General features: G+C 71.1%; 15 protein-coding genes. 10 read left to right on the forward strand and 5 right to left on the reverse strand.

Features of this window, described 5'->3' with window-relative positions; translation table 11 throughout:
- The coding region (locus I5G_RS26115; protein ID WP_036325706.1) for a hypothetical protein at positions 1–185 on the forward strand (185 nt) is incomplete at its 5' end.
- Here I5G_RS26115 and I5G_RS01810 read toward each other — a convergent pair.
- Positions 162–473 carry a hypothetical protein gene (locus I5G_RS01810; protein ID WP_148286366.1) on the reverse strand — a complete coding sequence of 104 codons (312 nt, stop codon included), beginning with the start codon at positions 471–473 and terminating at the stop codon, positions 162–164. The genes I5G_RS26115 and I5G_RS01810 overlap by 24 nt on opposite strands.
- Positions 474–689: 216 nt before the next feature.
- Here I5G_RS01810 and I5G_RS23835 point away from each other — a divergent pair, with 216 nt between their 5' ends.
- From I5G_RS23835 to I5G_RS01825, 3 genes are read left to right on the forward strand one after another with little or no spacing between them, the layout of a single operon-like run.
- Positions 690–1532, forward strand: coding sequence for a universal stress protein (locus I5G_RS23835; RefSeq protein WP_187288784.1), 843 nt, complete (start codon positions 690–692; stop codon positions 1530–1532).
- Positions 1529–3541 (forward strand): heavy metal translocating P-type ATPase, encoded by a 2013-nt coding sequence (locus tag I5G_RS20045; RefSeq protein WP_022877527.1) that lies wholly within the window; start codon positions 1529–1531, stop codon positions 3539–3541. Before I5G_RS23835 ends, I5G_RS20045 begins: the two co-directional genes overlap by 4 nt.
- The gene (locus tag I5G_RS01825) at positions 3538–4002 is read left to right on the forward strand and encodes a pyridoxamine 5'-phosphate oxidase family protein (protein ID WP_022877528.1); all 465 of its coding nucleotides are present in this window, start codon (positions 3538–3540) and stop codon (positions 4000–4002) included. The genes I5G_RS20045 and I5G_RS01825 overlap by 4 nt, the downstream gene beginning before the upstream one ends.
- Here I5G_RS01825 and I5G_RS20050 read toward each other — a convergent pair.
- A complete protein-coding gene (locus I5G_RS20050; RefSeq protein ID WP_022877529.1) occupies positions 3913–4395 on the reverse strand; it encodes a DUF1003 domain-containing protein in 483 nt (160 codons plus the stop codon). The two genes, I5G_RS01825 and I5G_RS20050, sit on opposite strands and share 90 nt — an antisense overlap.
- A gap of 212 nt (positions 4396–4607) precedes the next feature.
- On the opposite strand from I5G_RS20050, the gene I5G_RS20055 reads away from it, so the two are divergent.
- Entirely contained in the window at positions 4608–5522 is a 915-nt protein-coding gene (locus I5G_RS20055; protein WP_239642470.1) for an AEC family transporter, read from the forward strand.
- Positions 5523–5599: 77 nt separating this feature from the next.
- A complete protein-coding gene (locus tag I5G_RS01840; protein ID WP_022877530.1) occupies positions 5600–6151 on the forward strand; it encodes an HdeD family acid-resistance protein in 552 nt (183 codons plus the stop codon).
- 57 nt (positions 6152–6208) lie between these two features.
- Here I5G_RS01840 and I5G_RS01845 read toward each other — a convergent pair whose 3' ends face one another.
- Positions 6209–8179, reverse strand: a complete 1971-nt coding sequence (locus I5G_RS01845; protein ID WP_026095575.1) for a S9 family peptidase — start codon at positions 8177–8179, stop codon at positions 6209–6211.
- A gap of 2 nt (positions 8180–8181) precedes the next feature.
- Entirely contained in the window at positions 8182–8946 is a 765-nt protein-coding gene (locus I5G_RS01850; RefSeq protein WP_022877532.1) for an SDR family oxidoreductase, read from the reverse strand.
- Between the two features lie 177 nt (positions 8947–9123).
- Between I5G_RS01850 and I5G_RS01855 the strand changes: the two genes are divergently transcribed.
- The 4 genes from I5G_RS01855 to I5G_RS01870 all read left to right on the forward strand — a co-directional run bounded on the left by I5G_RS01855 (position 9124) and on the right by I5G_RS01870 (position 11804).
- The gene (locus tag I5G_RS01855; protein WP_022877533.1) at positions 9124–9594 is read left to right on the forward strand and encodes an NfeD family protein; all 471 of its coding nucleotides are present in this window, start codon (positions 9124–9126) and stop codon (positions 9592–9594) included.
- Positions 9591–10547, forward strand: a complete 957-nt coding sequence (locus tag I5G_RS01860) for an SPFH domain-containing protein (protein ID WP_022877534.1) — start codon at positions 9591–9593, stop codon at positions 10545–10547. Before I5G_RS01855 ends, I5G_RS01860 begins: the two co-directional genes overlap by 4 nt.
- Positions 10544–11326 carry a glycerophosphodiester phosphodiesterase family protein gene (locus tag I5G_RS01865; protein ID WP_026095577.1) on the forward strand — a complete coding sequence of 261 codons (783 nt, stop codon included), beginning with the start codon at positions 10544–10546 and terminating at the stop codon, positions 11324–11326. The genes I5G_RS01860 and I5G_RS01865 overlap by 4 nt, the downstream gene beginning before the upstream one ends.
- Before the next feature lie 109 nt (positions 11327–11435).
- Positions 11436–11804 carry an RNA polymerase-binding protein RbpA gene (locus tag I5G_RS01870; RefSeq protein ID WP_022877536.1) on the forward strand — a complete coding sequence of 123 codons (369 nt, stop codon included), beginning with the start codon at positions 11436–11438 and terminating at the stop codon, positions 11802–11804.
- A gap of 14 nt (positions 11805–11818) precedes the next feature.
- Here I5G_RS01870 and lnt read toward each other — a convergent pair.
- Positions 11819–12605: apolipoprotein N-acyltransferase (gene lnt, locus I5G_RS20060; protein ID WP_036325717.1), on the reverse strand; the 787-nt coding region annotated here is incomplete at its 5' end.

Raw genomic sequence — 12605 nt, forward strand, 5'->3', positions numbered from 1 at the left:
ATGGCGAGAGCGTTCCCGTTCCCGGCGCGGTGACCCTCGCGCCGCGGGATGAGTCGCCGTCGCGGGCGACGGACCACGCCGCCGAGCCGTCCGACGAGGACGCGGAGCCGCCGGTCGAGCGACGCACGACGTCCGTCGTCGCGTGGGTCGTGGACGTGGCGTCAGAGCCGGGAGATCAGGAGTAGCCCCACGACGATCTCGAGGAGCACTCCCACGGCGAGGAGGCAGGGGAGTCTCGGGCGTGACGTGGTGGCACCCAGCCCCAAGGCGATGAAGCCGGCAACCCCGAAGACCACCGACGAGCCCCAGAACACGACCATCGGCAGGATCAGCGCCATGCTGGACGCGCCGGAAACCGTGGCGTTCAGGCCGAGAATCCACAGCAGCACGAAGCTCAGGGCCGAGAGAGAGATCGCCGACAGCACGATCGACGCGGTGCGACCACGATCACGGGGGAGTCGGGGGGAACTCATCCGCTCAGGCTAGTCACGGGAGCCCGATTCTCGCGACGAGAGTACCGCTCCCGATCTAAACTGACATAATGTGCATTATCGGCTTTCCCCTGATCGGGGCCGACACCCTGCGCCTTCACTCGAAGGACGAAGGTCCCGGCCGGGTCGATGCCCGCGACGTACGTTCCCCGTGAGGGTCATGCGACCCGACTCCGCATCGCGTCGAGGAGGATCACCGTGGAACACGTGCTTCTGGGTTTCGAAGGCAGCGAGGCCTCGGTCGCGGCTCTGGAGTGGGTTGCTCAGCGCGCCCGGCACGTGCCCTCGCACGTGACGCTGACGACGGTCGCCGAGTTCTTCGAGTCCGAACGCGAACTGCAGCGCGTCGCACAGCAGGGTGCCGACCTGCTCCGTCGCCGGGTGACGTCCGCAACGGTCGAGACGCGGGTCCTGCGGGGATGGATGCCGGAGACCCTGCTCGCGAGCGACCGTGTCGCCGACCTGGTCGTGATCGGCTCGCACCTGTATGCGCCGGTCCGCTCGATGCTGAAGGGGTGGGTCCCGCTCCGCGTGAGCGTGCAGTCGGCGGTGCCGACCTGCGTCGTTCCGGCCGGGTGGCACGATCGGCCCGGACCGGTCGTCGTGGGGTACGACGGCGACGGCTCCGCGGACGCCGCGCTGCGGTTCGCGGCATCCGAAGCTGCCCGTACGAAGCGCTCGCTGCTCATCGTCCACGCGTGGACGGTGGCCCCGCTCGGTCCACGCCACGAGGCGGAGCATCAGGCCGTGCTGGACCGCGCGGTCCTGGCGGTCTCGCGAACCTACCCGGGGCTGCACGTCGAGCACGTCCTGCTGGCCGACGATCCGGCTCTCGTCCTGGAGGCGCTGGCGCGGGAGGCATCCCTCGTCGTCGTCGGCAGCCACCACCACGGCGCCCTCGCCGGAGGCCTCCTCGGCACCGTGGCGTGGTACCTCGTCGGGGCGATGGCCGCTCCCCTGTGCGTGGTGCCGCCGGAGTCCCTCACTCCCCTGGACGCGCCCGGCCACACCGCGCCGGCGAACGTCACCGCCCCGGCATGACCGCATCGACCCCCGCGCTCCCCCGTCCGACGCATTCCGTCGCCGAGGCGCCGCAGCGCGGCGCGCTGCCAACCACGATGCTCCTCGCCGTGCCGAGTGTCGTCCTGGTCCTCACGGCGTGGCTCTGCGGTCGACCCGACGTCGCCCTCGCGTGCGGCGCGGCGTACGCGGTGACGCTCGCGGCACTGTCGGGGATCGAGTCGGTGCGGCGTCTCGTCCGGCGGCAGTTCGGCGTCGACATCCTCGCGACCGTCGCGATCGTGGCGGCGCTGCTGGCGTCCGAGGTGTGGGCGGCTTTCATCGTCGGGCTCATGCTCGCCACGGGAGAAGGTCTGGAGAAGTACGCGAACTGGCGCGCGCGCAAAGACCTGCGCCACCTGCTCTCGACCGTTCCCACGCGCGCGCTCGTCGTCGGTGCGGACGGTGTGCCCGAAGAGGTCCGCATCGCGTCGGTCCGCGTGGGCGACATCGTCCTCGTGCGTCAGGGCGAGGTCGTCCCGGTCGACGCTGTGCTCCTCGATGAGGCGGCGATGCTCGACGAGGCGTCCCTGACCGGCGAGAGCCTCCCCGTCGAAGCGACCCGCGACCAGACGATCCCCTCGGGCGCGGTGAACCTGTCCGGGCTCGCGCGGATGCGGGCCGTCCGCGTGGAAGCGGACAGCCAATACCAGCGCATCGTCGAGCTCGTCGCCCGGGCCGCGAACGCCAAGGCGCCGATGGTGCGGTTGGCCGATCGCGTCGCTGGCCCGTTCACCCTCGCCGCGCTGGCCCTTGCCGCAGCGGCCGGCGTGCTGAGCGGCGACTGGGCACGTGCCGTCGCCGTCCTGGTCGTGGCCACACCGTGTCCGTTGATCATCGCGGCCCCCGTCGCGTTCGCCGGCGGGATCAGCCGCGCCGCACGCGAGAAGATCATCGTCCGCAGCGGCGCGGCGCTGGAGGTCCTGTCCCGCTCGCGCACCGTCGCCTTCGACAAGACCGGGACGCTGACCTCCGGATCCGCCTCGGTCATCGCCGTCCGCTCGCGGTCGTCCGTGCCGCCCGAACGGCTGCTGATGCTCGCGGCCGCCGCCGACAGCGTGTCGTCCCACGTCTACGCCGAGGCGCTCCGGCGGGCGACGTCGCAGCATCCCACCCCGACCGTCGCGACGGAGACACCCGGAGCCGGAGTGGATGCCACGGTCGACGGGCATCACGTTGTCCTGGGACGCGAACCCTTCGTGCGGCGCGAGGCGGCCTCGAGCCCCGACGCACCCACCGACACCGACGCACCCACCGACACGGTCGACGCCGCCCCCGCGAACGGTCGGTCGGTGGTGTTCGTGCGGGTCGACGACGGCCCGGTCGACGAGATCGTCCTCGCGGATCCGCCACGGCCGGGCGCACGCGGCACCGTTCGGACGCTCCGCCAGGAGTGGGGGCAACGCGTGCTCATGCTCAGCGGCGACGATGCCGACACCGCCCGGCGCGTCGCCGCGGAGATCGGCATCGCCTCGGTCCACGCGCCGTGCACGCCCGAGGAGAAGGTCGCGCTCGTCCGCGCCCAGACGGATCGCCCGGTGGTCATGGTCGGCGACGGCATCAACGACGCCCCCGTGCTCGCGAGCGCCGACGTCGGCATCGCGCTCGGTGGCCGTCGCGCGACGCTGGCCAGCGAGGCGGCCGACATCGTCCTGCTGCGCGACGACATCGCCGACGTCGTCCGCGCGCGTCAGTACGCCACGCGGACGGTCCGCATCGCCCAGCAGAGCATCGTGCTCGGCGTGGCGATGAGCGTCGTGCTGATGCTCGTCGCCGCGTTCGGGCTGCTCCCCGCGCTCGCCGGCGCCTGGCTGCAGGAGGTCGTGGATCTCTCGACCATCCTCTGGGCGCTGCGGACCGCGACTCCCCCGGTCGGCGCCCGCGCCGGCCGCACGGATCTCACCGAGATCGATGAAGCACACGATGGGACCTTCGCCCCTGCCCTCACCGCACGTTCGTCGGCACACTCGGGAGAGAAGGAGCGCACATGAACGTTCACCGACACCCGGCACCCGCTGGACCCACCGCCGACGACCCGGCGACGCCGATCGAGCACCTCACCGATCGGGAGTGCTGGGAGCTCGCGGCGTCCGCGCACGGTCCCGGCCGCCTCGTGTTCATCGCGCCGGATGGCGCCCCCGATGTGGTGCCCCTCGATTTCACCGTCACGAATCGGCAGATCTACTGCCGCACCTCCCCCGGCACGAAGGCCAACGCGATCACCGACGATCCCCAGGTCGCGTTCGAGATCGACGGCGCGGCGGGCGCGCAGCGCTGGAGCGTGGTGTTCCGCGGCGTCGCGTGGCGCATGGAGGAGCAACCCGAGATCGACCGGAGCGGAGTCGCCGCCCTGACACCGTCGCTACCGCTCCCGACGGACGTCTTCCTGCGCATCGCGCCGCTGCGCGTCACCGGCCGACGTTTCACCGCCGTGCCCCGTCAGCACGCCTGACTCCTCGAGACGGCGGAGGATCGCGAGCTGCTCGCGGGCGATCCGCTGGAGTTCCTCGATCTCGAACTTCGCGGCGATGTTCGTCTCGTAGTCGTGCTGCGCGAGGGCGGCGGAGATCTCATCCTGGCGGCGGGCCGCGATGAGGAGGATCGCGCCCTGCATCCCCGCCAGCATGCTGAGCAGAAGATTCAGGAAGATGTACGGGAACGGGTCGATCGCGGCGGAACCGGCGTTGAGCAGCGCCCAGCCCGCCATCACGGCGGTGAACCCGAAGATGAACCCCCACGACCCCATGCGGTTGCGCAGCCAATCCGCCGCCCGTTCACCGAGGGTGAGCGACTCCGCGTGCGTCCGGTGCCAGTTGGTAAGGGGGCGATGCGGCCGACCGGTCATGATGGGTGCCCCCCTCGATCGGCGTCGTCCCGAGCTGATCCCTCGCGCATCATGGTGTCTCCTCCCCCGCCACTATGCGTTCGCCCGGCTCCCTGCCGCGGGACTTTGGTCCCCGCGGGCGGAGACGAGCGACTCCTCTGCACGAGTAGGCTCGCCTCAATGGAATCGCGACGTCGCCCCCGCGGCGCGCGGGTCTGCCCCGGAGTACCGGCGTGAGCGGCATCCTGACGGGATTCGCCGTCATCGGCCTCGCCGTCGTCGTCGGCTACGTCATCGCCCGCATCGACCTGCTCGGCGAACACGCTCGTCCGGTGCTCAGCCGCTTGACGTTCTACGTCCTGTCGCCGTTCCTGCTGTTCGTGGTGCTGGCGCGCGCCGACGTCACGACGCTGTTCTCGGCCCTCCTGCCCGTGTCGATGATCACCGCGGCCGTCATCATCGGCGGCTACGCCCTGATCTCTCGCTTCGTGCTCCGCCGGCGGACGGCCGAGACGGTGATCGGCGCGCTGTCGGCGGGACAGGTGAACAGCAACAACATCGGCATCCCGATCTCGCTCTACATGCTGGGCGACGCGGCGTACTCGGCTCCCGTGATCCTCTTCCAGTTGCTGGTCCTCATGCCCATCGCCCTCGGGATCCTGGATGCCGCGACCTCGGGCTCGCGGTCCCCGCGGCGGATCCTCACCCAGACGGCCAAGAACCCGATGCTCATCGGATCGGCGCTCGGCGTGCTCGTCGCGGTGCTCGGCATCCACCTCCCGCCGATCGTCCTGGACCCGCTCACGTTCTTCTCGGCGGCGTGCGTTCCGGTGCTGCTGATGTCCTACGGGATGTCGCTGTACGGCCAGCGGGTGCTCACCGAGCCGGGACGCCGCGTCGACGTCGTCATCGCCTCGGTGCTGAAACTCCTGGTCATCCCGCAATCGCGTGGGGCGTCGCGCTGCGTTCGCTCTGGCTTCCGAGCAGGTGCTGATCGTCGTGACACTGGCCGCCCTCCGACGGCGCAGAACGTGTCAACTTCGCGCAGCGCTACGGGGTGGGAGAGATCCTGTCGCGCGACGTGGTGTTCATCTCCACCCTCGGGTGCCTTCCGGTGCTGTTCGGGGTCGCCCCTGTTGCTGGGATGACCAAGGTCCCCCACGGCGCATCGCGCACGGTCTATCGTGAAAGCGAAGCTCTCAGCATTCACTCAGGAAGGCTCGCCATGTCCACCACCACCTCGTCCAGTACGCCCGCGGTACGGGCCGTCCGGACGGCCCTGGCCGTCAGCGGCGCGATCTCGCTGATCGTGGGGCTGTTGATCCTGATCTGGCCCGGGCGCACCGCCGCGGTCGCCGTCGCCATCATCGCCGTCTACGTCATCATCGCCGGCCTCGTGAACATCGGGATCGGCATCTTCTTCCGCTCCGGCTGGGCGCGGATCGGCTACATCGTCCTCGGCGTGCTGTTCATCCTCGCCGGTATCTTCTCGTTCGCGAACCTCCCCGCGGCGACCGCCTGGTTCGGCGTCTTCGTCGGCACCCTCGTCGGCATCCTGTGGATCATCGAGGGCGTCGTCTCGCTCACGACGCTGAACCACGGCTCGGGGCGCGGATGGACGATCTTCTTCGCGATCATCAGCATCCTCGCCGGTGTCGTCCTGCTGTTCTCGCCGCTGCTCGGCGCGGTAACGCTGTTCCTCCTGCTCGGCGCCTCGCTCCTGGTCCTCGGCGTGTTCCAGATCGTCCGCGCGATCCAGTTCGGCAAGACCGCCTGACCCGGCTCACGGAAGAGAGGCCTGGATGCCACGGCATCCAGGCCCCTCTCTCGTCCGTCAGGCGACCGGCAGGTGTCGCGTCCACCAGTCGAGGACCGCCTCGAACCGCTGGACGCGGTGCCGGGGGCGACCCGCGCGCGTGAGCTCGTGGTCCTCACCGGGGAAGATCAGCATCTCGGCGTCGACGCCGTTGTGCTTCAGCGCCGCGTAGTACCGCGTCGCCTGCTCGATCGGGCAGCGGTAGTCGAGCTCGGAGTGCAGCACGAGCGTGGAGGTGCGCACGTCGTCGACGACCGCCATCGGGCTCTGCGCGGCGATCCGCGCCGGGTCGGTGCCAACGTACTCCTGCCCGAAGAACGACCCGATGTCGCTCGTGCCCGGGAAAGCGACGGGGTCGAGGAACCCGCGCTCGACGATCGCGCCGGCGAACCGGTGGTCGTGCGCGATGATCCACGCGGTCATGTAGCCGCCGTACGACCCGCCCTGGATGCCGACGCGTTCGCCGTCCAGCCGCGGGTCGGAGCCGACCACGCCGTCGAAGAAGTCGATGACGTCGAAGTAGTCGAGCGTGCCCATGGCCTGCCGGATGGAGCGCCCGTGGGCGCGGCCGTAGCCGGCGCTCCCCCGCGGGTTGCTGTAGACCACCGCGTAACCGGCATCCACGAGCACCTGCGTCTCGTCGAAGAGGTGCACGCCATAGGAGGCGTACGGGCCGCCGTGGATCTGCAGGATCACGGGGAACGGCCCCTCGCCCTCGGGGACCGCGACCCAGCCGTGGACGGGGTAGCCGTCGCGGCCGGTGATCTCGCGCTCCTCGGGGACGACGATGCCGCTCTCGCGTGCCGCGGCGCCGAGGTCGGTGAGCGCGCGCCCCGTGACGCCGTCGAGGAGCAGCAGCTCCCCCGCGGACTCGGGCGTCGCGACCGCCGCGACGATCCGGCCGCCCGCGGCGGCGTGCCCGGTGACCTCGACGTCGCCGCCGAAGACCTCGGCGACTTCTCCCCCGCGCGTGACGCGAAGCAGCCGCACGCGGCCGCGGGTGCGGTCCTGCACGAGCACGTCGTCACCGGCGAAGGACAGGTGCGAGCCGACCTCGCCGAGGTCGATCGTTTCGGGGTCGGTGAGCGCGCGCGGGCCGTCGGCGTCGAGCAGCCACACGGCCGTGCCGGGCGCCACGAAGTCGAGTCCCGATTCTCCGACGTCGTTGCCGCGCAGGAAGATCACGCCGTCCGGCGCCACGGCCACCTCGTCGATCGAGAGGTTCGCGGCGGTTCCCAGCACCTCGCGCTGCGTTCCCCCGTCGACCGCCACCGCGACGACCCGCGACCGCAGGTCGGCGACGCGGTCCTCGATGACGTCGGGGAGGCTCACCAGTTCTCGTCCGTCGGCCGTCCACGCCACGCCCGACCAGCTCGTCGCGCCGTCGGTGAGCTGCTGCGGCACCGAAGAGACCACCCGCTTCTCCGGGGTGACCACGTCGGGGGCGGGTTCGTAGAACGGCTCCGCGTCGGCCGCCGGCGCGTCGACGACGAACAGGTGCGCGGGACGGTCGAGGTAGCCCTGACCGTTCGCGTGCCAGCGGATGCCGGTGATCCGGCGCGGCGGTTCGGCGGTGGCATCCCGTCCCTCCACCGTGCCGTAGCGGCCGGGCTCGACCACGCGCGCGGTGAACGCGAGACGCGTGCCGTCGGGCGACCACGAGACGTCGGTCACGCCGCCGGCCTGATCGGTGACCTGCACGGGCTCGCCGCCGCCCGCGGGGACGACGAACACCTGCGCGCGGCCGCGGGCGTCGGCGCGGAGGAACGCGATCGTGGCGTCGTCGGGCGACAGCCGCGGCGAACGGTCGGCGACGCCGCGCGTGAGGCGGCGCGGCGTGCCGTCGGGCAGGTCGACGCGCCACAGTTGCCCCACGGCGCGGTCGGCCGCGATGTCGGGGCGGGAGGTGGCGTAGACGGCGAAGACGCCGTCGGACGAGAGCGCAGGGCGCCCGACCGACACAAGGGTCTCGATGTCGTGGGCGCGCATGCTCACTCCCCTCCGAACGAGTCCGTGTCTCCCACGAGGCGCGTGTGGTCGGCGGGCACCGGGTCGAGGGCCGCGCGGGCGACCTCCGCGGCGAACTCGGCGACGTTGTAGAGCTTGCCGGCGTCCTCGCGGCGCGCGGCGATGGCACCGGGGTTGGCGCGCTCGAGCAGCGTCGCCGTGATGGTGCCCTCGATCATGTCGCCGGAGACGACGGTGAAGCCGATGCCGCGCTCCTCGAGCGCCGGGATGCGCTCGCGCAGAGCGTCCTCGCCCGCGCGCTTGGACAGCGCGACGGGCTCGTACTCGGGCATCGTCGGCGTCGTGCGGATGAAGTGCGCCTGGTGGCTCGTGACGAACACGACGCGGGATCCCTCGCGCAAGATCGGCAGCGCCGACTCGAGGACGTTGACCTGCGCGTCGCGGTTGAGCTTCAGCGCGTAGTCCTCGGCCATGCCCGACTCCATGCCGCCCGAGGCGTTGAGGACGAGCACGTCGAGGCCGCCGAACGTGCGCTCGACCTCGTCGAACATCGCCTGTACCGACGCCGGGTCGGTGAGGTCGGCGCCGACGACGAGCGCCTCGACGCCCAGCTCGCGCAGCTGCGCGGCGAGCTTCTCGGCGCGGGGGGCCTTGTTGCGGAAGTTGATGACGACGTTCGCGCCGGCCTCGGCGAAGTAGCGGACCGTGTCGGCGCCGATGCCGCGCGACGAGCCGGTGACGAGGGCGGTCTTGCCGCTCAGGGAGCCGGACGGGAGGGTCTGGGACACGGGAACTCCTGACGATTCGGAATCGGATGCCGGCGACCGACGCCGGCGCACACGACAAAGACCCAGCCTACCGACCGGGATGCCGGAACCCACCGGTGACGGCATCCTGAACGCTCCCCCAGGAACCGGTCTCGGCCCCGCGCACGCGTGCTACGTTCGGGAAAAGGGCGGTGCGACATGGACCTTTCGACCATCGACACGTGGGCCTGGATCCTGTGGCTCGTGGTGATCCTGCTCTTCCTCGTCATCGAGATGATCACGGTCGAGCTGACGTTCCTGATGCTGGCCCTCGGCGGCATCGTCGGCCTTGTCGCCGACCTCGGCGGCGCGCCGCCGTGGGTGCAGGTCATCCTCGCCGCGGCGGCCGCGATCGCGCTCGTGGTGTTCCTCCGTCCGCGGATGCTGCGGCGCCTGCAGCGCACCGCCGACACCCGTCCGTCCAACGTCGAGGCGCTCATCGGCCTCGACGGCCTCGTGCTGGCGACCGTCTCGCGGGTCGCGGGGCAGGTCAAGCTCGCCAACGGCGATGTCTGGACCGCACGCAGCGACATCGACACGCGCTTGGACCCGGGCACGCCCGTCGAGGTCGCCCGCATCGACGGCGCCACCGCCGTCGTCCGCGCTCGAGAGCAGGGAGTCACACCATGAACGTCGAGAATCTCATCCCGTCCGTCATCGGCTGGGTGCTGGCGATCGCCGTCGCGATCTTCGTGATCGTGGCGATCTTCCGCGCGGTCCGCATCATCCCGCAGGCCCGCGCGGGCGTGGTCGAGCGGCTGGGCCGGTACCACAAGACCCTGCTCCCGGGTCTGAACATCGTCGTGCCCTTCATCGACCGGGTGCGGCCGCTCATCGATCTACGAGAGCAGGTGGTGTCGTTCCCGCCGCAGCCGGTGATCACCGAGGACAACCTCGTCGTCTCGATCGACACGGTCGTGTACTTCCAGGTGACCGACGCCCGCGCGGCGACGTACGAGATCGCCAACTACCTCGGCGCGGTCGAGCAGCTGACGACCACGACCCTCCGCAACGTGGTCGGCGGTCTGAACCTCGAGGAAGCGCTGACCAGCCGCGACAACATCAACGGACAGCTGCGCGTGGTGCTCGACGAGGCGACCGGCAAATGGGGCATCCGGGTGGGCCGCGTCGAGCTCAAGGCCATCGACCCGCCCGTGTCGATCCAGGACTCCATGGAGAAGCAGATGCGCGCGGAGCGCGACCGCCGCGCCGCGATCCTCACCGCCGAGGGTTCGAAGCAGTCGCAGATCCTCGAGGCGGAGGGGCGCCGGCAGGCCGCGATCCTCGAGGCCGAGGGCGACAAGCAGGCCGCGGTGCTGCGCGCCGAGGGCGAGGCCCAGGCGATCCACTCGGTGTTCTCCGCGATCCACGAGGGCCGCCCCGACGACAAGCTGCTGGCGTACCAGTACCTGCAGACGCTCCCGAAGATCAGCGACAGCGCCTCGAGCAAGCTGTGGATCATCCCGAGCGAGTTGACGGAAGCGCTGAAGGGCATCTCCGGTGCTTTCGGTTCGCGCGCGGCCGACCTTCCGGATGCTCCCTCCCCCGACGCGCGCGGCGGTGCCGCTCCCGCCGGCTCATGACTCGGCATCCCTACCTCTCGCCCGAACCGCCCCGCGTGCTCGCGCATCGCGGGCTCGTGACCCCGGCGGATGCCGCGCTGGGCGTCGCCGAGAACTCGTTCGCCGCCGTCGCGGCCGCGCACGCCGCGGGCGTCGCGTACGTCGAGTCGGACTGCCACCTCACGGCCGACGGCGTCGTGATCCTCTTCCACGACGACGACCTGTCGCGCGTGACCGGCGACCCCCGCAGGATCGCCGACGTCCGCCTCCCCGAGCTGGAGGAGCTCATGGCCGAGCGGGGCGGTCTGCTCACCCTCGCCCAGGCGCTCGAGGCCTTCCCCGATACGCGGTTCAACCTCGACGTGAAGGCCGAGGCCGCCGCCGAACCGGCCGGACGCCTCGTCGCGCCGCACGCCGCCCGCGTGCTCGTGACGAGCTTCTCCGACGAGCGCCGCCTCCTCGCGCTCGCCGCGGCCCGCGCCGCGGGTGCCGCCCTCTCCCCCGCGACCTCTCCCGGTTCGAGGACGGTCGCGCGCCTCGTCGCCGCGCAGGCGGTGGGCCTGCGCGGGACCGTCCGCCGACTCCTCGCGGGAATGGATGCCGTGCAGATCCCCGAGCGCCAGGGCCCGGTGCGCGTGGTCACGCCGGGTCTCGTGCGCGCCGCCCACGCGGCCGGGGTCGAGGTGCACGTGTGGACCGTGAACGACCCCGTGGACATGCGGCGCTTGCTCGACCTCGGCGTCGACGGGATCGTCACCGACCGCGCCGACCTCGCTCTGGCCGTCGTGAACGGGCGGTGAACGCTCGGCGACCTGAGCATCCTCTGTGAATCTCGCCAGGGTGCCCTCTGTTCGAATAAAGCGCACAGGTCGGGCCGTTATACATGGGGACCGACGAGAGGACCACACAATGGCAGATCGCAGTCTTCGAGGCATCCGACTCGGCGCACAGAGCCTTCAGAGCGAAGACGGGGTCGTTTTCCACGACCGGGCCCAGCACACCTACGTCTGCGCCACCTGCGGACGCGAGACGGTGCTGACCTTCGCCGCGGACGCCGAGGTTCCGCCGGCATGGGAATGCCGCACCTGCGGCGCTGAGGCGCTGCTGCGCATCGGCGAGGGCACCGCCACCGTCGACCACAGCGACGACAAGGCACCCCGCACGCACTGGGACATGCTCCTGGAGCGTCGCACGATCCCCGAGCTCGAGGAGCTCCTCGAGGAGCGCCTGGCGTTCCTCCGGGCACGCCGCGGCGGGGATCAGAAGATCAGCGCGTAACGCGGATCACGGATTCAGGCGCCGGTTCCCTCGGGGGCCGGCGTCTTTTTCGTGCGCCCGCGGAACGCCAGCACGGCTCCGGCGGCGGCGAGTCCCGCGAGGCTCCCCCAGCCCAGCACGATCTTCAGCGCCGGGCCGATGACGACCGCGGGGGTCAGGCCCGTCCGCAGCGGCACGTCGTCGAGCATGTATCCGGCGGTGTCGACCGGAAGTTCGTCGCGCGTCGCGCCGTCCGGGGCGATGACCTGGCTGGTGCCGACCGTCGACAGGTTCACGACCGACCGACCGGTCTCGATCGCGCGCATCCGGGCGAACGCGAGCTGCTGGAGGTTCTCGTCCGTCCCGCGGAAGTCGGCGTTGTTCGTCTGGAACAGGTACACCTCCGCCCCCTCGGAGGCTCCGTCCCACACGACGTCGTCGTAGATCACGTCGAAGCAGATCGCGAGTCCCGCCACGACGCCGTCGATGTCGACCACCGGGTCGGCCGTTCCCGGGGTGTACTCGCGGCCGATGAGGCCGATGAGGTCGGGGGCGAACGGTTCCCAGAACGCCCGATCGGGCACGTACTCGCCGAAGGGCACCGGGTGGCGCTTGTCGTACATCTGCTCCGGCGCCCCGTCCGCGGTCCACAGCAGCGACGAGTTGTAGAGGTTCGGTCCACGCTCGGTGACCGCCGAGATGAGCAGCGGAGCGTCCAGCCGCCGTGACAGCTCGTCGAGAACCGCCGCGGTGCTCTGGTTGCGGGTGGGGTCGGAGTCCACGCCGCCCTCCGGCCACAGCAGCACGTCCATCTTCTGCCCC

The sequence above is a fragment of the Microbacterium sp. B19 genome, assembly GCF_000333395.1.
Classification (GTDB): Bacteria; Actinomycetota; Actinomycetes; order Actinomycetales; family Microbacteriaceae; genus Microbacterium.